The sequence below is a fragment of the Pseudomonas sp. B2021 genome, from assembly GCF_018135665.1.
GTDB classification, from domain to species: domain Bacteria; phylum Pseudomonadota; class Gammaproteobacteria; order Pseudomonadales; family Pseudomonadaceae; genus Aquipseudomonas; species Aquipseudomonas lactis.
Genome location: NZ_SMOF01000001.1, coordinates 2,777,211 through 2,797,970, shown reverse-complemented (window position 1 = coordinate 2,797,970; position 20,760 = coordinate 2,777,211). Strand labels below are relative to the sequence as shown.

Annotated in this window: 18 protein-coding genes; 11 read left to right on the top strand and 7 right to left on the bottom strand. The window is 62.1% G+C overall.

The features are described from left to right. The first annotated feature begins 56 nt into the window (after positions 1-56). The 11 genes from E1K68_RS12445 to E1K68_RS12395 all read left to right on the top strand — a co-directional run bounded on the left by E1K68_RS12445 (position 57) and on the right by E1K68_RS12395 (position 14,950). On the top strand, positions 57-338 hold the full coding sequence (locus E1K68_RS12445) for a peptidylprolyl isomerase (RefSeq protein WP_003191800.1): 282 nt from the start codon (positions 57-59) through the stop codon (positions 336-338). A 130-nt stretch (positions 339-468) separates the two neighbouring features. Further along, positions 469-2,328 carry an extracellular solute-binding protein gene (locus E1K68_RS12440; RefSeq protein ID WP_003191801.1) on the top strand — a complete coding sequence of 620 codons (1,860 nt, stop codon included), beginning with the start codon at positions 469-471 and terminating at the stop codon, positions 2,326-2,328. Further along, the gene (gene yejB / locus E1K68_RS12435; RefSeq protein WP_034135837.1) at positions 2,328-3,386 is read left to right on the top strand and encodes a microcin C ABC transporter permease YejB; all 1,059 of its coding nucleotides are present in this window, start codon (positions 2,328-2,330) and stop codon (positions 3,384-3,386) included. The genes E1K68_RS12440 and yejB overlap by 1 nt, the downstream gene beginning before the upstream one ends. Next, entirely contained in the window at positions 3,386-4,408 is a 1,023-nt protein-coding gene (locus tag E1K68_RS12430) for an ABC transporter permease (RefSeq protein WP_003191804.1), read from the top strand. The genes yejB and E1K68_RS12430 overlap by 1 nt, the downstream gene beginning before the upstream one ends. A 10-nt stretch (positions 4,409-4,418) precedes the next feature. Then, entirely contained in the window at positions 4,419-5,990 is a 1,572-nt protein-coding gene (locus E1K68_RS12425) for an ABC transporter ATP-binding protein (protein WP_034135838.1), read from the top strand. A gap of 22 nt (positions 5,991-6,012) precedes the next feature. Continuing rightward, the gene (locus tag E1K68_RS12420; protein WP_212614160.1) at positions 6,013-7,404 is read left to right on the top strand and encodes a sigma 54-interacting transcriptional regulator; all 1,392 of its coding nucleotides are present in this window, start codon (positions 6,013-6,015) and stop codon (positions 7,402-7,404) included. A gap of 295 nt (positions 7,405-7,699) precedes the next feature. Beyond that, the gene (locus tag E1K68_RS12415; RefSeq protein ID WP_003191810.1) at positions 7,700-9,091 is read left to right on the top strand and encodes a GntP family permease; all 1,392 of its coding nucleotides are present in this window, start codon (positions 7,700-7,702) and stop codon (positions 9,089-9,091) included. A 7-nt stretch (positions 9,092-9,098) separates the two neighbouring features. Then, positions 9,099-9,872 (top strand): 3-hydroxybutyrate dehydrogenase, encoded by a 774-nt coding sequence (locus E1K68_RS12410; RefSeq protein ID WP_003191811.1) that lies wholly within the window; start codon positions 9,099-9,101, stop codon positions 9,870-9,872. 127 nt (positions 9,873-9,999) lie between these two features. Beyond that, positions 10,000-11,955 (top strand): acetoacetate--CoA ligase, encoded by a 1,956-nt coding sequence (locus tag E1K68_RS12405; protein WP_212614159.1) that lies wholly within the window; start codon positions 10,000-10,002, stop codon positions 11,953-11,955. 138 nt (positions 11,956-12,093) lie between these two features. Next, a complete protein-coding gene (locus tag E1K68_RS12400; RefSeq protein ID WP_003191814.1) occupies positions 12,094-14,631 on the top strand; it encodes a PAS domain-containing protein in 2,538 nt (845 codons plus the stop codon). A 43-nt stretch (positions 14,632-14,674) separates the two neighbouring features. Continuing rightward, a complete protein-coding gene (locus E1K68_RS12395) occupies positions 14,675-14,950 on the top strand; it encodes a peptidylprolyl isomerase (protein WP_003174397.1) in 276 nt (91 codons plus the stop codon). 129 nt (positions 14,951-15,079) lie between these two features. On the opposite strand, the gene E1K68_RS12390 is transcribed toward E1K68_RS12395, so the two are convergent. The 7 genes from E1K68_RS12390 to E1K68_RS12360 all read right to left on the bottom strand — a co-directional run bounded on the left by E1K68_RS12390 (position 15,080) and on the right by E1K68_RS12360 (position 20,752). Continuing rightward, positions 15,080-15,985: a sugar kinase gene (locus E1K68_RS12390; protein ID WP_212614158.1), complete on the bottom strand. Its 906-nt coding sequence runs from the start codon at positions 15,983-15,985 to the stop codon at positions 15,080-15,082. Positions 15,986-16,113: 128 nt separating this feature from the next. Beyond that, on the bottom strand, positions 16,114-17,322 hold the full coding sequence (locus tag E1K68_RS12385; protein WP_034135842.1) for an amino acid deaminase: 1,209 nt from the start codon (positions 17,320-17,322) through the stop codon (positions 16,114-16,116). A 9-nt stretch (positions 17,323-17,331) separates the two neighbouring features. Next, positions 17,332-18,096, bottom strand: coding sequence for an IclR family transcriptional regulator (locus tag E1K68_RS12380; protein WP_003191821.1), 765 nt, complete (start codon positions 18,094-18,096; stop codon positions 17,332-17,334). Positions 18,097-18,230: 134 nt separating this feature from the next. Then, entirely contained in the window at positions 18,231-18,620 is a 390-nt protein-coding gene (locus tag E1K68_RS12375) for a RidA family protein (protein WP_003191822.1), read from the bottom strand. A gap of 15 nt (positions 18,621-18,635) precedes the next feature. Beyond that, on the bottom strand, positions 18,636-19,418 hold the full coding sequence (locus E1K68_RS12370; RefSeq protein ID WP_212614157.1) for an amino acid ABC transporter ATP-binding protein: 783 nt from the start codon (positions 19,416-19,418) through the stop codon (positions 18,636-18,638). Beyond that, positions 19,415-20,077 carry an amino acid ABC transporter permease gene (locus E1K68_RS12365; protein ID WP_003191826.1) on the bottom strand — a complete coding sequence of 221 codons (663 nt, stop codon included), beginning with the start codon at positions 20,075-20,077 and terminating at the stop codon, positions 19,415-19,417. The genes E1K68_RS12370 and E1K68_RS12365 overlap by 4 nt, the downstream gene beginning before the upstream one ends. A 12-nt stretch (positions 20,078-20,089) precedes the next feature. Continuing rightward, complete coding sequence (locus E1K68_RS12360; RefSeq protein WP_003191828.1) at positions 20,090-20,752, bottom strand: amino acid ABC transporter permease; 663 nt, start codon at positions 20,750-20,752, stop codon at positions 20,090-20,092. Positions 20,753-20,760: the final 8 nt, after the last annotated feature.

Below are 20,760 nucleotides of genomic sequence, written 5' to 3'. Positions count from 1 at the left end.
GAAATAACCGCCTGAATCCGGTACGCTCACCGTTTTTACTTTAGGAGTTACTCACCATGGCCAAAGCCACCGCCCGTCACATCCTCGTTGCCACTGAAGACAAATGCAACGACCTCAAAGCCCAAATCGAAGGCGGCGCTGATTTCGCAGAAATCGCTAAAGCCAACTCCAGCTGCCCATCCAGCCGCCAAGGCGGTGATCTCGGTTCGTTCGGCCCAGGCCAGATGGTCAAGGAATTCGACACCGTGGTCTTCAGTGCCCCGGTCAACACCGTGCAAGGCCCGGTGAAGACTCAGTTCGGCTACCACCTGCTGGAAGTCACCAGCCGCCAGGATTGATTCAATCTGCGCTGATGCTATAAACAACGGCCCGCCCTTTGGTGGGCCGTTGTGCATCTGATGACTGGCGATGCCCAAGCCGTTAGCGTACAAATCCTTATTATTCTTTACCCGGCGCTCAAGGCTGATAATGCGATTGGCTTTTTCATCTCTGCTCTGTTCCACCCTGGCCTTGCTAATGGCCAGCACTGCGGTGATCGCGGCCCCGCAAACCTACTTGACGGTATACGGCGAGCCGGCCAAGTACGCCGAAGGTTTCAGCCATTTCGACTACGCCAACCCCAACGCCCCCAAGGGCGGCAGCCTGCGGCGTTCGGCGCTGGAGGTGGGGCGCTTTGACCATGTGCTGCCCTATATCGACAAAGGCATCGGCGTGTCCCAGGTCGACGGCTGGGTGTACGCGCCCTTGGCGTTGCGCTCGCTGGATGAGCCTTACACTGTCTATGGCCTGGTGGCGCAAAAGATGGAACGCGAAGGCGACGGCCTGTCGCTGCGCTTCTACCTGAACCCCAAGGCGCGTTTTGCCGATGGCACGCCCATTACCGCGCAAGACGTACGCTACAGCTTTGACGTGTTGATGACCCAAGGCAGCCTGCGCTATCGCACGTTGTTTGCCGACGTCAAACACGTCGAAGTCGAAGGCGAACGCCAGGTGCGCTTTGACTTTTCCAGCAACGAAAACCGCACCCTTCCCCTGGATATCGCTACCTTGCCGGTGTTCCCCGAGCACTGGTGGAAGACCCGCGATTTTGCCAACGGCGGCGGTTACGAAGCCCCGCTGGGCAGCGGCCCCTACAAGGTCAGCAAGATCGATTCCGGCAGCACCATCACCTTCACACGCGACCCCGACTGGTGGGGCAAGGACTTGCCGGTCAGCCGTGGCCTGTACAACTTCGATCACCTGAGCCTGGAATACTTCGGCGACACCGAAGTGGCGCGCCAGGTGCTGCGCGGCGGTGCCTACGACTTCAACCGAGAATTCTCTGCCACTGGTTACTCCATCGGCTACAACGGCCCGGCCCTGGACGATGGCCGCCTGCAGCGCGCGCACCTGGCCAAGGAGATGCCGCAGCCGGCCCAGGGCTATGTGTTCAATGTGCAAAAACCGATGTTCAAGGACCGGCGCGTGCGCCAGGCCCTGGCGATGCTGTGGGATTTCGAATGGGCCAACCGCCAGATGATGCGCAACCTGTACATCCGCCAGCAGAGCTATTTCTCCAATAGCCCATTGGCCGCCAGCCAGTTACCCACTCCGGAAGAACTGGCGATCCTCGAGCCTCTGCGCGGGCAGGTTCCCGATGAGGTGTTTACTCAGGTGTTCAAGGCCCCGGTCACCGATGGCAGTGGCATGATCCGCGATAAACAGCTGCAAGCCTTGGCCCTACTGGAAGACGCCGGCTGGAAACCTGTGGGCGACAAACTCGTCAATGCCCAGGGCGAGCCGCTGGAATTCACCTTTCTGAATGTCCAGAACGGCCTTGAGCGCCTGTTGCTGCCCTACAAACGCAACCTGGCGCAGATCGGCATCACCCTGAATATCCGCCGCATTGACTCTTCGCAGTACGTCAACCGGCTGATGGCCCGCGACTACGACATGATCGTCACGGGTTTCCCGGTCACCACCTCGCCCGGCATGGAGCTGTACAACTATTTCGGCTCTGCCGCCGCGTTCGATTCGGGCGCCAACAACTACATCGTGCTCAAGGACCCGGCCGTCGACACCCTGATCCATGGCCTGGTCAAGGCCGACACCCAGGCGAAGATGCTCACCTATGCCCACGCTCTGGACCGCGTACTGCAATGGAATTACCTGTGGATCCCCAACTATTACCCACCGGGCACCTCCGCCGCATGGTGGAACCGTTTCGGACGCCCGGCCATCGAGGCGAAGAACGACGAAGCCCTGGAAACCTGGTGGGAAGTCAGCCCCACCCCGCTGACGAACGAACAAATGCAGGCTGAGTTGAAAAAACGCGGAGAGGCCCACTGATGCTTGCCTATATCGTACGGCGCCTGCTGCTGATCATCCCGACGCTGGTGATCATCCTGTTGGTGAACTTCGTGATCGTGCAGGCCGCGCCCGGCGGGCCGGTGGAGCAAGCCATCGCCCACTTGCAAGGCATTGGTGGCGGTGGTGTGGCGGGCGCATCCGGCGAAGGCATCAGCGGCTCGCGGGCCAGCCGTGGCCTGGACCCGAAGCTGATCAAGGACATCGAAAAACAATACGGCTTCGACAAATCCGCGCCGGAACGCCTGTGGTTGATGCTCAAGAACTACGCCCAACTGGATTTCGGCAACAGCTTCTTTCGCGGCGCGACGGTGACCGATCTGATTTTGGAAAAGATGCCCGTCACCATTTCCCTTGGCCTGTGGGCCACGCTGATCACCTACCTGGTGTCGATCCCGCTGGGCATACGCAAGGCCGTGCGCCATGGCAGCAGCTTTGATATGTGGAGCAGCACAGCCATCGTCATCGGTTACGCGATGCCGGCGTTCCTGTTTGCGATGTTCCTGATCGTGGTGTTCGCCGGCGGCACCTCGCTGAACTGGTTCCCGGTACGCGGGCTGGTCTCGGAAAACTTTGCCGAACTGAGTACCGTGGGCAAGGTGGCCGACTATTTCTGGCACCTGGTGCTACCGGTCACGGCACTGGTGATCGGCGGGTTCGCCACCTTGACCATCCTCACCAAGAACTCGTTCCTCAATGAAATCACCCGCCAGTACGTGGTTACCGCCCGTGCCAAGGGCTTGAGCGAACGCCGGGTGCTGTACGGTCACGTGTTCCGCAATGCGATGTTACTGGTGATCTCGGGGATCCCCCAGGCGTTTATCAGTGTGTTCTTTGCCGGTTCGCTGCTGATCGAGGTGATCTTCTCCCTCGATGGCCTGGGCCGCATGAGCTATGAGGCGGCGGTGTCCCGCGACTACCCAGTGGTGTTTGGCTCGCTGTTTATCTTCACCCTGTTCGGCCTCCTGATAAAACTCATCGGCGACCTCTGCTACACCCTGGTGGACCCGCGTATCGACTTCGCCGCGAGGAACGCCTGATGCTCAACCTGTCTCCCGTGGCCCGTCGGCGTTTCGAGCGCTTCAAGAAAAACAGGCGTGGCTGGTGGTCGCTGTGGCTGTTTATCGGCCTGTTCATACTGACCCTGGGCGGCGAGTTGATCGCCAATGACAAACCGCTGGTGCTCAGTTTCAAGAATGAGCTGTATTTCCCGGTGTTCAAGCGCTACACCGAGCAGCAGTTCGGCGGGCAATTGCCGTTCCAGGCGGATTACCGCAGTGACTACGTGCAAAAGCTGATCAAGCAGGAGGGCGGTTGGATGCTGTTCCCACCGATTCCGTTCAGCGATGACACCCCCAACTACGAACTCACCCGCCCTGCCCCGAGCCCGCCGTCGGCGGTGAACTGGCTGGGCACCGATGACCAGTCCCGCGATGTGTTGGCGCGGGTGATCTTTGGGGCACGGGTGTCAATCCTGTTTGCCCTGGCCCTGACTGCCATCAGCGCCGTCATCGGGATTGCCGCCGGCGCGCTGCAGGGGTACTACGGCGGCTGGGTGGACTTGCTCGGGCAACGCATCCTCGAGGTGTGGTCCGGCCTGCCGGTGCTGTACCTGCTGATTATCCTGTCGGGGTTTGTGGAGCCGAACTTCTGGTGGTTGCTGGGGATCATGGCGCTGTTTTCCTGGTTGGCCCTGGTGGACGTGGTGCGCGCCGAGTTCCTGCGCGGGCGCAACCTGGAGTACGTCAAGGCCGCGCGCGCCCTGGGCCTGGGCGATGCCAAGATCATTCGTCGGCACATCCTGCCCAACGCCATGACCGCGACCCTCAGCTATTTGCCGTTTATCTTGACCGGAGCGATCTCCACCTTGAGCGCCCTGGACTTCCTTGGCTTCGGCATGCCCGCCGGCAGCGCGTCCCTGGGTGAGCTGATCGGCCAGGGCAAGCAGAACCTGCAAGCGCCGTGGCTGGGGCTGACGGCATTTTTCACCCTGGCACTGATTCTGTCGTTGCTGGTGTTTATCGGCGAGGCGTTGCGTGACGCCTTCGACCCTCGCTCATGAGTAAGTGCGTATGAACCTGATCGAAATCCGCGACCTATGCGTCGCCTTCAACGGCCAGACCGTCGTGCGCAACCTGAGCCTGGACGTGCGCCCCGGCGAGTGCCTGGCGCTGGTGGGTGAGTCGGGCTCGGGCAAGTCAGTGACGGCCCATTCGATCCTGCAACTGCTGCCGCAAGCCGGCACCCAAACCCTGGGTTCCATCAAGTATCGCGGCCAGGAACTGATCGGCGCCTCACCAAGCACCCTGCAAAAATTGCGCGGCAACCGCATTGCCATGATTTTCCAGGAGCCGATGACCTCCCTGAACCCGCTGCACAGCATCGAAAAGCAGATCGGCGAAACCCTGCTGCTGCACAAGGGCCTGGGCGGCAAGGCGGCGCAGGCGCGCATCCTCGAACTGCTGGAACTGGTGGGCATCCAGAAACCCCAGGAACGGCTCAAGGCCTACCCCCATCAACTGTCCGGCGGCCAGCGCCAGCGGGTGATGATCGCCATGGCCCTGGCCTGCGAGCCCGAACTGCTGATTGCCGACGAGCCCACCACGGCGCTCGACGTGACGGTGCAGCGCAAGATCCTGTTGCTGCTCAAATCTTTGCAGCAACGTTTGGGCATGTCGCTGCTGTTGATCAGCCACGATCTGAACCTGGTGCGCAGTATCGCCCAGCGGGTCTGCGTGATGCGCGCCGGGGAAATCGTCGAGCAGGCCGACTGCCAGGCCCTGTTCACCGCACCGCAGCATCCCTACAGCCGCCTGCTGCTGGACGCCGAGCCCTCGGGCGATGTGCTGTGCAGCGAGCCGCGTGAGACGGTACTGGAAGTGGATGACCTGAGCGTGCAATTCCCCCTTGGCGGCGGGCTGTTCCGGGCCAAGACCTACCTGCGCGCGGTGGACGGTATCAGCCTCAGCGTGCAGCGCGGCAAAACCCTGGGGATTGTCGGTGAGTCCGGTTCCGGCAAGTCCACCCTGGGCCAGGCGATCCTGCGCTTGCTCGACTCCAGCGGGAGCATCCGCTTCCAGGGTGAGGCCCTGGACCCGCTCAACCATCAGCAGATGCGCCCGTGGCGCAAGCAGATGCAGGTGGTGTTCCAGGACCCCTATGGCAGCCTCAGCCCGCGCATGTCGGTGCAGCAGATCATCAGCGAGGGCCTGGAAGTACACGCACCGTGCAGCCTGGCCGACCGCGAAGCGCAAGTCATCCAGGTGCTCAAGGACGTGGGCCTCGACCCTGCCAGCCGGCATCGTTACCCCCATGAGTTTTCCGGTGGCCAGCGCCAACGCATCGCCATTGCCCGCGCCCTGGTGCTCAAGCCAGCGCTGATGCTGCTCGACGAACCCACCTCGGCACTGGACCGCACGGTGCAAAAACAAGTAGTGGCGCTACTGCGCGAACTGCAGGACAAATACGGCCTGACCTACCTGTTTATCAGCCATGACCTGGCGGTGGTGCGCGCCATGGCTCATGACATGATCGTGGTCAAGGATGGCAAGGTGGTGGAGCGTGGCGCCAGCCATGATGTGTTCGAGTCGCCCCAACACCCGTACACCAAAGAACTGCTGGCAGCAGCGCACATCCCCTTGTGATGATTAACAGGATTCTGCCTCCATGAGCACTAGCCTCAAGGACTACCAACAGGTTCGCGGCCTGGCCATCCAGTCGCTGTTCGAGATCATCGAGCAGTCCAGCGAAGGCACGGTCATCGTCGACCGCGATGCAAATATCGTGTGGATGAACGAGCGTTACGCCAAGCGTTTTGGCCTCAAGAGCGCCGACCAAGCCATCGGCCAGCCTTGCGAGCAGGTGATTTCCAACAGCCTGCTGCGCCAGGTGGTGCGCAATGACCGGCCGATCCTGCTGGATATCCAGGACACTCCCAAGGGCCCGCTGGTGGTGATGCGCCTGCCGATCCACGACGAGGCCGGGGCGGTGATCGGCGCGATTGGGTTTGCGCTGTTCGATGAACTGCGCAACCTGTCGCCGTTGATCGAGCGCTACCTGAGCATGCAGCAGGAGCTGGCCTCCACGCGCTCACTGCTGCGCTCGCGGCAAAGCAAATACAACTTCGCGCACTTTATCGGCACCAGCGCCGCCAGCCTTGAGGTCAAGCGCCGGGCGCGGCGCAGTGCGAGCGCCGAATCGCCGGTATTGCTGCTCGGGGAAACCGGCACCGGCAAGGAGCTGCTCGCCCAGGCCATCCACGGCGCATCGCCCCGGGCGCACAAAGCCTTTGTGAGCATCAACAGCGCGGCGATTCCCCATGACCTGCTTGAAGCCGAATTCTTCGGCACCACACCCGGCGCCTTTACCGGTGCCGACCGCAAGGGCCGCCCCGGCAAGTTCCAGATCGCCCAGGGCGGCACGTTGTTTCTCGATGAGATCGGCGACATGCCGCTGCCACTGCAAAGCAAATTGCTGCGGGTGTTGCAGGAAAAGGAATTCGAACCGGTGGGCTCCAACGAGATGCTGCACAGCGATGTGCGGGTGATTGCCGCAACGTCCATGGACCTGGAGGCGGCGATCAAACGTGGCGAGTTTCGTGCGGATTTGTATTACCGACTGAACGTGCTGCCGATCCAGGTGCCGCCGTTGCGTGAACGCCTGGAGGATATTCCGGCGTTGAGCGAGGCGATCCTTGAGGAGTTGCGCAGCCAGCACGAACTGGACCGCGATGCGCTGGCGCTGTTGGCCCAACATGCCTGGCCGGGCAATATCCGCGAGCTGCGCAATGTGCTGGAGCGGGCGGCGCTGTTGAGTGATGACGTGGTGTTGAGTGCCGAGGAGATACGCACGGCCATTGGCACTTTTACGCCGGTTGAACGCCGTGCGCTGGTGTCGATGGAGGGAGAGACATTCAGTGCGGCACGGGAACGGTTTGACCGGCAGGTTATCGCCGCCGCGCTCACGGCGTGTGAGGGGAATGTGGTGGAGGCAGCCAAGCGGCTAGGGCTGGGGCGGTCGACGCTGTATAAAAAAATGCTGGCGCGTGGAATAAGCTAGTCTCATAAAGGAGACAATATTCCCACTATCAAGACAACCCTGTGTGGGGGCTGGCTTGCCTGCGATAGCGTTGGTTCAGCCGGGGAATATTGCACTGTTACACCGCTATCGCAGGCAAGCCAGCTCCCACAAGGGATCTCCACTCGTCTCTCGATTGAGACTATCTTCTGGAAAACCGTCGTTAAAAGTAAATAAAGCTATATATATCAACAAGTTAAAAATTTGGCACACATCTCGCTTTAGCTCCCTCCCACAGCCTCACCCCACAACAATAACAATCCGATGGAGACACACCATGAGTGTGATCATTGCCCTGGCTGCGCTCGCGCTGCTGATGCTGGCCGCCTACCGTGGCTATAGCGTTATCCTGTTTGCCCCCATCGCCGCCCTTGGCGCGGTGCTGCTCACCGACCCGTCCGCCGTCGCCCCTGCCTTTACCGGGGTGTTCATGGAAAAGATGGTCGGTTTTATCAAGCTGTATTTCCCGGTATTCCTGCTCGGTGCGGTGTTCGGCAAGCTCATTGAGCTGTCAGGCTTTTCGCGTTCGATTGTGGCCGCTGCGATCCGCTTGCTCGGCACCCGCCAGGCGATGCTGGTGATTGTGCTGGTCTGCGCCCTGCTCACCTATGGCGGCGTGTCGCTGTTCGTGGTGGTGTTTGCGGTGTACCCGTTCGCCGCCGAGATGTTCCGCCAGAGCAATATCCCCAAGCGCCTGATCCCGGCGACCATCGCCCTCGGCGCGTTTTCGTTCACCATGGACGCCCTGCCCGGCACCCCGCAGATCCAGAACATCATCCCCAGCACCTTCTTCAACACCACCGCCTGGGCGGCGCCGTGGCTGGGGCTGATCGGCACGATCTTCGTGTTTTGCGCCGGCATGCTCTACCTCGCACGCCAGCGCAACAAGGCCCAGCGCGCAGGTGAAGGTTATGGCACCGAGTTGCGCAATGAGCCGGAAACCGCCGACAACCTGAGCCTGCCCAACCCGTGGCTCGCGCTGTCGCCGCTGATCCTGGTGGGGGTGATGAACCTGTTGTTCACCCACTGGATCCCGCAGTGGTACGGCAAGACCCACAGCCTCAGCCTGCCGGGCATGAGCGCGCCGGTGACCACCGAAATCGCCAAGCTCACCGCGATCTGGGCGGTGCAGGCGGCGTTGCTGGTGGGGATTATCGTAGTACTGGTGTTCGGCTTCTCGGCAATTAAGAGCAAGCTGGCCGAAGGCAGTAAAAGCGCGGTAAGCGGTGCATTGCTTGCGGCGATGAACACCGCCTCGGAATATGGGTTTGGCGCCGTGATCGCCTCGCTGCCGGGCTTTCTGGTACTGGCGGACTGGCTCAAGGGCATCCCCAACCCGCTGGTCAACGAAGCGATCACCGTGACCTTGCTGGCCGGTATCACCGGCTCCGCTTCCGGCGGCATGAGCATCGCCCTGGCGGCGATGTCCGAGAGCTTTATTGCAGCCGCCCACGCGGCCAATATCCCCCTTGAGGTGCTCCACCGGGTCGCGGCCATGGCCAGCGGCGGCATGGACACCCTGCCCCACAACGGCGCGGTGATCACCCTGCTGGCCGTCACCGGGTTGACCCACCGCGAAGCCTACAAGGACATTTTTGGCATCACGATCATCAAGACCCTTGCGGTGTTCGTGGTGATCGGTACTTTCTACGCCACCGGCATTGTGTGAGGTTTTCATGACGACTTTGAATGGCAAGACCGCCTTGGTCACCGGCTCCACCAGTGGCATCGGCTTAGGCATTGCCCTGAGCCTGGCCAAGGCCGGCGCCAACCTGATTCTCAACGGCTTTGGCGACGCCAGCGCGGTGATCGCCCAGGTGCAGGCGTTTGGCGGCAAGGTCGGGCATCACCCGGCCGACGTCAGCGACCCCGCGCAGATCGCCGACATGCTCGCTTACGCCGAGCGCGAGTTCGGTGGCGTGGACATCCTGGTCAACAATGCCGGCATCCAGCATGTGGCAGCGGTGGAAGACTTTCCGGTGGAACGCTGGGATTCGATTATCGCGATCAACCTGTCCTCGGTGTTCCACAGTACACGTTTGAGCCTGCCGGGCATGAAGGCCAAGGGCTGGGGGCGCATCGTCAATATCGCCTCGGTGCACGGCCAAGTCGGCTCAGTGGGCAAGGCGGCGTACGTGGCGGCCAAGCATGGGGTGATCGGCCTCACCAAGGTGGTGGGCCTGGAAACCGCCACCAGTAATGTGACCTGCAACGCCATCTGCCCGGGCTGGGTGCTGACGCCGCTGGTGCAGAAGCAGATTGATGATCGCGTGGCTACCGGGGTCGACCCACAGCAAGCGCAGCAGGATCTCCTGGCGGAGAAACAGCCGTCGCTGGAGTTTGTGACGCCGTCGCAGTTGGGCGAGCTGGTGTTGTTTTTGTGCAGCGAAGCCGGCGCCCAGGTGCGCGGCGCGGCCTGGAACATCGATGGTGGCTGGCTGGCCCAGTAAACCCGTGATGATCGTTCCCACGCTCTGCGTGGGCACGCAGACCGGGGCGCTCCGCGCCCCAAAAGTGGACGCAGAGCGTCCAGTCAGGCATTCCCACGCGAAGCGTGGGAACGAGAAGAGGCAGCTTATGTCCGACATCCTCTGGCAACCGTCCCCCGGACGCATCCACGCCACGCGCATGGACCAGTTCCGCCGCTTCATCAACCAGCGCCACGGCGTTCAGCTCCACGACTACCCCGCCCTGCACCAATGGAGCATCGACCAGCGCCCGGACTTCTGGCAGGCGATTGTCGCGTTCTTTGACGTGCAGTTTCGCAGCCCGCCCAGCGTCACCCTGATCGAAGACGTGGAGATGCCCAGCGCCCATTGGTTTCCCGGCGCCACCCTGAACTTCGCCGAACACCTGTTACGCCGCCGTGACGATCATCCTGCGGTGGTGGCTGTCAGCGAAGACGGCCAACGTGAACAATTGAGCTATGCGCAGCTAGCGGAACACGTGGCCGGCCTGCAAAAAAGCCTGCGGGCGGCCGGGGTCGGTATAGGTGACCGCGTGGCCGCGTGCATGCCCAACACCTGGCAAACCCTGGTCGGCATGCTCGCCACCACCAGCCTCGGTGCGATCTGGTCGTGCTCCTCGCCAGATTTCGGCACCCAGGGCGTCATCGACCGCTTCGGCCAGATCGAGCCCAAGGTGCTGATCACCTGCGCAGGCTACCGCTATGCCGGCAAGCGCATCGACCAGAGCGCCAAGCTCAATGAAATCCTTGAACGCCTGCCCTCCCTGCAACAGCTGATCATCGTGCCTTACGCCAAGCCCGAGGCTCAGGCTGGGGACTACACCACCCACGCCCACGTCGCGCTGTGGGACGACTTTTACAAAGCTTGCGGCGAACCCGAATTTGTCGCGGTGCCGTTCGATCACCCGCTGTATATCCTTTATTCCAGCGGCACCACCGGCATCCCCAAGTGCATCATCCATGGCACTGGCGGCGTACTGCTCACGCACCTCAAGGAACACGGCCTGCATGCCGACCTGAACCGCGAGGACTGCCTGTTCTACTACACCACCTGCGGCTGGATGATGTGGAACTGGCTGGTGTCGGTGCTGGCGATCGGCGCCACCGCGGTGCTGTATGACGGCTCGCCGTTCCACCCCGGCCCCGAACGCTTGATCGACCTGATCGATGCGGAAAGAATCAGCGTGTTCGGCACCAGCCCCAAATTCCTCGCCACCCTGGAAAAGTCAGGGTTGCAGCCGCGCCAGAGCCACGATCTGGGCAGCCTCAAGGGCCTGATTTCGACCGGCTCGCCGCTGTCGCCCCAGAGTTACGACTACGTGTACCGCGAGATCAAAGCCGATCTGTGCCTGTCCTCGATGTCCGGTGGCACCGACATTGTCTCCTGCTTTGTGATCGGCAACCCGGTGCTGCACGTGCGGCGCGGTGAGATGCAGTGCAAGAGCCTGGCCATGGCCATCGAAGTGTGGGACGACCAGGGCCGGCCCCTGATCGGAGAGAAAGGCGAACTGGTGTGCACCCGGCATTTCCCTGCCATGCCCATCGGGTTGTGGAACGACCCGCAGCAGCAAAAGCTGCGCGCTTCGTATTTCAGCCAGTTCCACGGCGTGTGGGCCCAGGGCGACTATGCCGAGCAACGCGCCAACGGCAGCCTGTTGATCCACGGGCGCTCCGACGCGGTGCTCAACCCCGGCGGCGTGCGCATTGGCACCGCCGAGATTTATCGCCAGGTGGAAAAAGTCCCGCAGGTGCTGGAAAGCCTCGCCATCGGTCAGCGTTGGCAGGACGACGTGCGCGTGGTGCTGTTTGTGCGCCTGGATGACGGGGTCGAACTGGACGAAGCGCTGCAACAGCAAATCCGCCAGGTGATTCGCGCCAACACCACACCACGCCACGTCCCGGCGAAGATCCTCGCTGTCACGGATATCCCCCGCACCATCAGCGGCAAAATCGTCGAATTGGCGGTGCGCAATGGGGTGCATGGCGAGCCGGTGAAAAACACTGATGCCCTGGCCAACCCCCAGGCACTGGAGCAATTTCGCCACAGAGCTGAACTGGCCGAGTAGATGAAAGGTTTCAGCGCTGACACAGCGTTTTGAAGAAAAACCCTCAAGGCATGCTATTTTTCGGGGGTAGTCACCCGCTGTCGTTCCTTGGGACAATGGGGGTTGTCATTTTTCAAAGCGTCAGGCTCAGGTTTTTTTATGAATGGAACATCCACCGGTAGCGAAGCCGCTGCGCTGATCAAGCGGCTGGACTGGGCGCAAAGCCCACTCGGTGAGGCCAGTGAGTGGCCGCAAAGCCTGCGCACTGCTGTCGATATCGTCGTGCATTCACCCATGCCAATGGTGCTGCTGTGGGGCCCACACCTCATACAACTTTATAACGATGGCTTTGCCCACCTGATAGGCGGCAAGCACCCCGGCGCTCTGGGCCAGCCGGCGCACCACACTTGGCCCGAACTGGAAAGCTTCGCCGCGCCGGTCTACGACGCCGTGCTCGGCGGCCAGGTGCGCACCTTCAGCGAGCAACGCTTTGTGCTGCAACGCGAGGGCCGCGACACCGAGATATGGCTCGACCTGACCTACAGCCCGGTGCGCGACGAAAGCTGCCGGGTGGCCGGCATTCTGGTCACGGCCATTGAAACCAATGAACGGCGCAGCAAAACCCTCGAACTGCAACAGCGTTCCGAAGCGAGCCTCAAGGCCCAGCACAACACCGAGCAGCGCCTGCAACTGGCGCTGGCGGCCACCGACGCGGTGGGCACCTGGGATTGGGATATCGGTGAAGACCGCTTCATTGCCGACGCCCATTTCGCCTACCTGCATGGCGTCGACCCCAACGACTCAAGCCTGCTGCCCATCAGCGCCTACCTGCACGGCGTGCATCCCGAAGACCGGGGCACGGTGACGCGCAGCATCAAGCATTGCATCACCCACGGCACCGAATACGCCGAAGAGTACCGCCTGCAGCAAGCCGATGGCCAGGTGCGCTGGGTATTCGCCCGTGGCCGCTGCTACAAGGATCATCACGGCCGGCCGGCACGGTTCCTCGGCGCCGCGCTGGACCTCACCGAGCGCAAAAACACCGAGCAGGCCTTGCGCCAGAGCCAGACCGAGCTGCAATTGATCATCAACGCCATGCCGGTGTTGATCGGCTACGTTGACCACGACCAGCGCTTTCGCCTCAACAACAGCGCCTACCTCGAGTGGTACGGCAAGACGCCCCAGGAGCTGTACGGCAGAACCATCCGCGAAGTCATCGGCGACGAGGTGTACGCAGGGCGCGCAGACAAGATCGCCGCCGCGCTCAAGGGCAAGGCGTGCAGCTTCATGACAGTGACGCCTCATCGCGATGGCCGCCCGCGCCATGCGCTGATGAAGTACTTGCCGCGCTTTAGCAGTGACGGCTCTGTGAATGGTTTCTATATCTTTGTGATCGACGAGACCGAACGCAAGCTCACCGAAGAGGCCCTGCGCCACCTCAACGAGAACCTTGAAGAACGCGTGGCCCAGCGCACCCAGGCGCTGGCCGAAGCCAACCAGCGCCTGCAAAACGAGATGTTCGAGCGCGAACGTGCCGAAGATGCCCTGCGCCATGCGCAGAAGATGGAAGCGGTCGGCCAACTCACCGGCGGTATCGCCCATGACTTCAACAATATGCTCACCGGCATTATCGGCAGCCTGGACCTGATGCAGCGCTATATTGCCGCCGGGCGCAGCGACGATATCGGCCGGTTTGCCGATGCGGCCGTGTCCTCCGCCCACCGTGCCGCTGCCCTCACCCACCGGCTGCTGGCGTTCTCGCGGCGCCAGTCGCTGGACCGTCGCCCCACCGACCCCAACCAACTGGTGGCGTCCCTGGAAGACCTGTTCCGGCGCACCAAGGGCGCGCACATCGAACTCAAGGTCCAACTGGGCAAGGACATCTGGCCGGTGAACACCGACGCCAGCCAGTTGGAAAACGCCCTGCTCAACCTGGTGATCAACGCCCGCGACGCCATGCCCGACGGCGGCGAGTTGCTGATCGAAACCGCCAACAGTTACCTGGACGGCACCGACATCACCACCCTGGAACCGGTCAAGGCCGGCGACTATGTGATGCTTGGCGTGAGCGACAACGGCAGCGGCATGGCACCGAAAATCCTCGCCAAGGCCTTCGACCCGTTCTTCACCACCAAGCCCATCGGCCAAGGCACGGGCCTTGGGTTGTCGATGATCTACGGCTTTGCCCAGCAGTCCGGCGGCCACGTAACTATCCAGAGCGAACCCGGCCAGGGCACCTGCGTGCGCCTGTACCTGCCGCGCTTGTATGGCACCGCACTGGAAAGCAGCCTGCCTACCAGCCTGACCGAAGCCCCCGTGGCCCTGGCCGGTGAAGCGGTGGTGGTGGTCGAGGACGACCCGGCGGTGCGTATGCTGGTGGTCAATGTACTCGACGAACTGGGCTATACCGCGCACCAGGCGGCGGATGCGCGTGCGGCGCTGCCGTTGCTGGAGTCGGATTTGCGCGTGGACTTGCTGGTGACCGACGTTGGCCTGCCCGGCATGAATGGCCGGCAACTGGCGGAAATCGCCCGCCAGCATCGCCCCGGCCTGCGCGTGCTGTTCATGACCGGTTATGCCGAGAAAGCCGCCGAGCGCCAGGGGTTCCTGGAAGACGGCATGGACATGGTCGCCAAGCCTTTTTCCATTGACCTGTTGGCCAACAAAATCCGTAGCATGATCGGCGGCGAGGCCTGAGTTCAGGCATAATCGCGCGCCGTCGCACAGCTGGTAGAGCCCCATGAAAGCCCAAGCCCGTCATATCCTGGTGAAAACCAGCGAAGAAGCCGAACAACTCAAGCAGCGCATTGCCAAGGGCGAAGCCTTTGATGTGCTGGCCAAGAAGTACTCCACCTGCCCGTCGGGCAAACGTGGCGGTGACCTGGGCGAAGTGCGGCCCGGGCAGATGGTGGGGGCGATTGATGCGGTGATCTTCAAGAAGCCGGTGAAGGTGGTGCACGGGCCGATCAAGAGCAAGTTTGGCTATCACCTGGTGCAGGTGTTTTACCGCGATTGAGTGGATGGCTTCAGTCCGATCGTTCCTACGCTCTGCGTGGGAATGCCTCACTGGACGCTCTGCGTCCGTTTCTGGGACGCGGAGCGTCCCGGGCTGCGCTCCCACGCAGAGCGTGGGAACGATCAGTGATCATCTCGGTATCAGCGCCCCCGGCACCTGAATCACCCGGCTCGCCAACCGATGCCCCGCCAATGCAGCCTCTTGCGGCGAGCCACCCTTGAGCCGACTGGCCAAATACGCCGCACTGAACGAATCCCCCGCCGCCGTGGTGTCCACCACCTTCTCCACCTTCAACGCCGGCACCGCAAAGCGCTCCCCCGCGCAACGAATCAGGCAGGCATCCGCTCCCCGCTTGAGCACCACTTCTGCAATCGACGGGTACGCCGCAAACACCTGCTCGCTATCCTCATAACCAAACAACGCGCGTTCGTCATCCTCGGTGAGCAAGGCAATGTCCACCTCGACCAACACCCTGCGATACGCCTCACGGGCCGTTTGCACATCGGCCCACAGCCGCGGCCGGTAGTTGTTATCGAACACCACCTTGGCGCCGCGCCGACGGGCTTCGATCAGCGCCTGCAGTAAGCGCTCACGTCCGATATCTCCCAGCACCGCCAGGGTAATGCCGCTCAAATACACCATGTCATAGCCCGGCAAGGCCGCCAGGACCGGCTCGGCAGCCGGTGTGGTAAAGCAGTCGCGCACGGCCGCTTCGTTGCGCCAGTAGAGGAATTTACGTTCGCCCTGGGCATCAGTCTGGATGCAGTACAAGCCCGGCAGGCGCCCTGGCAGGCGCTGGACCATCCCCAGGCCAAGGCCTTCGGCGTGCCAATGCTCACACATGGCATCGCTGAAGCTGTCATCGCCCAGGGCGGTGACGTAGTCAACGCTGCCGACCTCGCCCAGTTCGCGGCGCAGGTACACCGCGGTGTTCAGGGTATCGCCGCCGAAGCTCTGGTGCAGGCTGCCGTCGGCGCGGTGTTGCAGTTCGATCATGCATTCGCCGATGAGGGCGATGTGGGGGTGGGTGTTCATGGCAAAGTTCTCAGGTGTGCTGGAGGGCCCCATCGCGGGCAAGCCCGCTCCCACAGTTGACCCTATTCCAACTGGAGGAATGCAGTCGAATGTGGGAGCTGGCTTGCCTGCGATAGCCGCGACGCGGTCTAGAAGCAGGTACGCAGAGACTCAACCACCTGCAACTGCTCATCCACCAGGCAGCCCACCTGCCACTTGTCAAAGGTCAGGCAAGGGTGGGACGTACCAAACGAAATAATGTCGCCAATGCGCAATTCCACCCCCGGCGCCACGGTCATGAACGCATGCTGGTCCATCACCGCCGTGACCTTGCACCCGCTCACATCATCCCCTTGCGCAGGCACGATCCCGGCCTTGTAGCGCTTGAGTGGCACCGGCAAACCGGCGTCGTAGGCCACGTCGCGCTTGCCCAGGGCAACCACCGCAAAACCAGGCTCCGGCAGCGACTGCACGTGCGCCCAGACTTCCATTGCCGGGCGCAGGCCCTCGTTGAGGTCGCTGCGGCGTTCGAGTACGCAGCACTGCGCTTCTTTGTAGATGCCATGGTCGTGGGCCACGTAACTGCCAGGGCGTAACACGCTGAGGAAGCGGCCGGCGGCGTTCTGCGTCTCGAACGACTCGGCGATCAGGTCGTACCAGGCCGAGCCCGATGCGGTGATGATCGGCTTGGGCAGGTCGAACAGGCCGCTGTCTTGCAGCTCGACCGCCAGGCTCACCAGGCTGGCGGCGAAGGCGCGAATGCCACTGATGGCGTGCTCGCCGTGAATCACCCCTTCGTAACCCTCGATACCGGTGAGCGCCAATGCCGGTTGGGCTTTGATCGCCTTGGCCAGCTCACGCACCTCTTGCTCGCTGCGGCAACCGCAGCGGCCACCGACCACGCCGTACTCGATCATCACATTGAGGCGCTGGCCACGGGCGGCGAAGAACAGGCCCAGGTCGGCAACGTTGTCCGGGTGATCGACCATGCAATGGAAGTCAAAATCCTTATCGGCCAGCAGGTCGGCGATCAAGGCCATGTTCGGCGCGCCCACCAACTGGTTGGCCATCAGCACACGACGCACGCCGCTGGCGTAGGCGGCACGCGTCTGCACGGCGGTAGCCAGGGTGATGCCCCAGGCACCGGCGGCGATCTGGCGCTGGAACAGCGCGGGCATCATGCTGGTCTTGCCGTGGGGCGCCAGCTCGGCGCCGCTGCTGCGGACAAAGTCCTGCATCCAGCGGATGTTATGTTCCAGGGCGTCACGGTGCAGCACCAGGGCCGGCAGGCTGACATCGCGAACCAAATGAGCACCGACGGCGGCGGCACCTTTTTCAACGGCGTTGAGGGCAGACATGGAAAACTCCTATTCGTTGATGCGCCGGGCCAGGCTGTTGGCGCTGTCGATCAGTACCCGGCGATAGTCGTGGTAGTTTTTGCTGGCATCGGCCCGGGGGGCGACGATGCACAGGGTCGCGATGCTGATGCCCTGGGCATCGCGCACCGGGGCGGCAAAGCAATGGGTGAAGGTGTCGGCCACACTGTCGAAGGAGAAGAACCCATCGAGGCTGGCCTGGCGGATTTGCGCCAGGAACGTGTCCAGCGGCAGGCGCAGGCCGTCCGGCAGGATGAAATCGTCGGGGTCGATCAGGTCGACGATCTGCTGGTCGCTCAAATGCCCTAGCAACAAGCGCCCCGAGGCGGTCCACGGAATGGGCGCGTTTTCGCCGATATCCGAAGAAATACGGAAATGCCGCTGGCCCTCGCGCATCAGCGCCACCGTGTATTTGCGCCCGTTGAGCAGGCACATCTGCGCGGTTTCGTGGGTCTGGCTGACGATCTCCTGTAAGGCGTGGTCGGCCTCGCGGGTCAGGTCGAAGTGACGCAAGTGTGCCTGGCCGAGGAAATACAGCTGCCGGCCCAGGTACACGTGGCCGTCCTTGCCCACGGTCTCCAGGATGCGCCGCTCCAGCAACGACGCCACCAGTTCGTAGACCGTGGATTTGGGGCTGCCAATGCCGCTGGCAATATCATTCGGGCGCAGGGGCTGGCCGATTTCCTTGAGAAAATCGAGGATATCGAACGCACGGTCCAGGCCTTTGGCGCGGCGTTTGATGGTGTCTTCGGTCATGGCAGTACTCGGTCCCGTTCCAGATGATCGTTCCCACGCTCTGCGTGGGAATGCATGCGGTGACGCTCTGCGTCACAAGCGCGGACGCAGAGCGTCCAAGGCGGTATTCCCACGCAGAGCGTGGGAATGATCAGTTAGGCCTTTTTCTTGTAGGCCACGCAATCGATCTCGACCTTGCAATCGACCATCATGTTGGCCTGCACGCAGGCGCGCGCCGGGGCGTGTTCCGGGGTGAAGTATTCACCGAACACCTTGTTGAAACTCCAGAAGTCCCGTGGGTCTTCCAGCCATACGCCCACCCGCACCACATCCTTGAGCTCGTAGCCGGCTTCTTCGAGGATCGCCACCACGTTGCGCATCGTCTGGCGGGTTTGCTCAATGATGCCACCATTGATGATTTCACCGTCCACCGCAGGCACCTGGCCCGACACATACAGCCAGCCATCGGCTTCCACGGCGCGGGCGAACGGGCGTGGCTGGCCGCCACCTGCGGTGCTGCCGGTGCCGTAACGAGTAATGCTCATAAAAGTTGCTCCTTGTTAAAAACGAATGTTCTTGAGAAATTCCGCCAGTCGCGGCGACTGCGGCCGTTCGAAGATGTCCTTCGCGCTGCCCTGCACTTCAATGCGGCCCTGGTTCATGAACACGATCTGGTCCGAGACTTCATAAGCAAAGCGCATTTCGTGGGTGACCAACAACATGGTCATGCCCTCCTCCGCCAGCCCCTTGATCACGCTGAGCACTTCGCCCACCAACTCGGGGTCGAGGGCTGAGGTGACTTCGTCGAACAACATCAGGCTGGGGTTCATGGCGATGGCCCGGGCAATGGCCACGCGCTGTTGCTGGCCGCCGGACAATTGACCGGGAAAGTGATTGCGGCGCTCCAGCAGGCCGACGCGGTCCAGCCATTTTTCGGCCAGGGCTACCGCTTCATCCTTGCCCATTTTCTTGACCTTGAGCAAGCCGAGGGTAACGTTCTGCAGCGCGGTCAGGTGCGGGAACAGGTTGAATTGCTGGAACGCCATGCCGGTCATTGCGCGGTGCTGGGCGATCACCCGCTCCGGGTGGCGTACGCGCTTGCCGCCAACATCGCTGTAGCCGATGGATTCGCCGTCCAGGGTGATCTGCCCGCCCTGGAACTCCTCCAGCAGGTTCACGCAGCGCAGCAAAGTGGTCTTGCCCGAACCGCTGGATCCGATCAACGTCACCACATTGCCGCGCTGCATGGACAGGTCGACGCCCTTGAGCACTTCCACCTGGCCGTATTGTTTACGCAGGCCACGAATGTCCAGCAGCGCTGGGTTGGTTTGAGCTTGATTCATGGCAAGGCCACCCGCTTTTCAATGTAGCGCCCGAATAATTCGATGGCGTAGTTGATGACAAAGAACAGAAACCCGGCGAACAGGTAGAACTCCAGGGTCATGAAGGTGCGCGCGATCACCTGCTGGGTACTGAGCAGCAATTCCGCCACGCCGATCACCGACAGCAAGGTGGAAGCCTTGACGATTTCCGTGGAGGAGTTGACCCAGGTCGGCAGGATCTGCCGCAGCGCCTGGGGCAACAGCACATAGCCCAGGGACTGATAAAACGTCAGGCCAATCGCCTTGCCCGCTTCAAGTTGCCCACGGGGAATGGCTTGCAGCGCGCCGCGCACGATTTCCGACACATGGGAGCCACAGAACAAGGTCAGCCCAACCGCACCGGCCTGAAACGCACTGATTTGCCAGCCAAGGGCCGGCAGCATGTAGAAACACGCCAACACCAGCACAAACACCGGCGTGCCACGGATCAAATCGACGTACAGACGGAACGGCGCGCGCATCCAGAATTTGCCGTAGGTGAGGATCAACCCGGCGACGATGCCGATCAGGGTGCCAAAGATAATCGCCAGCGCCGAGACCGCCACACTGGCCTGGAAGCCAGCCCAAAGCGTTTCGCGGGCGATCCACAATTCATGCAGCCAACTGGGGGATTCGTACATGCAAACCCTTCCTTAACGACGGATCGCCAAACGCTGTTCCAGGTAACGGAGCAGCATGGCAATCAGGTAACAGGCAGCCACGTAGAGCGCGGTCGTGACCAGCCAGGTTTCAATCACCCGGTAGCTTTCGACGTTGATCTTGCGGGCGTAATAGGTCAGCTCCGGCACCGCGATCGCAGCGGCCAGGGAGGTGTCCTTGAACAGCGAGATAAAGTTGTTCGACAGCGCCGGCAGCACGTTGCGCAGCATCACCGGCACGGTGATGTAAGCGCGGATCCGCCATTCGCCCAGGCCGATGGCCAGGCCGGCTTCACGCAAGCCCTTGGGAATATTCACCAGGCCTGCGCGGAACACTTCGGTGAGGTAGGCACCGGCATACAGCGACAGGGTGATGATGAACGAGGGGATCTTGTCCAGGCGAATACCCAGGGAGGGCAAGGCAAAGTAGATCAACAGGATCAACACCAGGATCGGGGTATTGCGCACCACCGTCACATACACCGAGGCAAAAATACGCAACGCGCGGTGCCTGGAGAGCATGGCAAACGCCATCAACAGGCCGATCACGCAGCCGATGGCGATCGACAGCAACGCCAACTGCAGGCCCAGGCCCAGCCCTGCCAGCAAGGTGTCGAAATCACGCCAGACGGCGGCAAAGTTCAACTGATAGTTCATGGTCGGCA

Bases quoted from the DNA above. Each gene is read 5' to 3' on its own strand.
- E1K68_RS12445 (WP_003191800.1), top strand. From the start codon at position 57: ATGGCCAAAGCCACCGCCCGTCACATCCTCGTTGCCACTGAAGACAAA.
- E1K68_RS12440 (WP_003191801.1), top strand. From the start codon at position 469: ATGCGATTGGCTTTTTCATCTCTGCTCTGTTCCACCCTGGCCTTGCTA.
- yejB (WP_034135837.1), top strand. From the start codon at position 2,328: ATGCTTGCCTATATCGTACGGCGCCTGCTGCTGATCATCCCGACGCTG.
- E1K68_RS12430 (WP_003191804.1), top strand. From the start codon at position 3,386: ATGCTCAACCTGTCTCCCGTGGCCCGTCGGCGTTTCGAGCGCTTCAAG.
- E1K68_RS12425 (WP_034135838.1), top strand. From the start codon at position 4,419: ATGAACCTGATCGAAATCCGCGACCTATGCGTCGCCTTCAACGGCCAG.
- E1K68_RS12420 (WP_212614160.1), top strand. From the start codon at position 6,013: ATGAGCACTAGCCTCAAGGACTACCAACAGGTTCGCGGCCTGGCCATC.
- E1K68_RS12415 (WP_003191810.1), top strand. From the start codon at position 7,700: ATGAGTGTGATCATTGCCCTGGCTGCGCTCGCGCTGCTGATGCTGGCC.
- E1K68_RS12410 (WP_003191811.1), top strand. From the start codon at position 9,099: ATGACGACTTTGAATGGCAAGACCGCCTTGGTCACCGGCTCCACCAGT.
- E1K68_RS12405 (WP_212614159.1), top strand. From the start codon at position 10,000: ATGTCCGACATCCTCTGGCAACCGTCCCCCGGACGCATCCACGCCACG.
- E1K68_RS12400 (WP_003191814.1), top strand. From the start codon at position 12,094: ATGAATGGAACATCCACCGGTAGCGAAGCCGCTGCGCTGATCAAGCGG.
- E1K68_RS12395 (WP_003174397.1), top strand. From the start codon at position 14,675: ATGAAAGCCCAAGCCCGTCATATCCTGGTGAAAACCAGCGAAGAAGCC.
- E1K68_RS12390 (WP_212614158.1), bottom strand. From the start codon at position 15,985: ATGAACACCCACCCCCACATCGCCCTCATCGGCGAATGCATGATCGAA.
- E1K68_RS12385 (WP_034135842.1), bottom strand. From the start codon at position 17,322: ATGTCTGCCCTCAACGCCGTTGAAAAAGGTGCCGCCGCCGTCGGTGCT.
- E1K68_RS12380 (WP_003191821.1), bottom strand. From the start codon at position 18,096: ATGACCGAAGACACCATCAAACGCCGCGCCAAAGGCCTGGACCGTGCG.
- E1K68_RS12375 (WP_003191822.1), bottom strand. From the start codon at position 18,620: ATGAGCATTACTCGTTACGGCACCGGCAGCACCGCAGGTGGCGGCCAG.
- E1K68_RS12370 (WP_212614157.1), bottom strand. From the start codon at position 19,418: ATGAATCAAGCTCAAACCAACCCAGCGCTGCTGGACATTCGTGGCCTG.
- E1K68_RS12365 (WP_003191826.1), bottom strand. From the start codon at position 20,077: ATGTACGAATCCCCCAGTTGGCTGCATGAATTGTGGATCGCCCGCGAA.
- E1K68_RS12360 (WP_003191828.1), bottom strand. From the start codon at position 20,752: ATGAACTATCAGTTGAACTTTGCCGCCGTCTGGCGTGATTTCGACACC.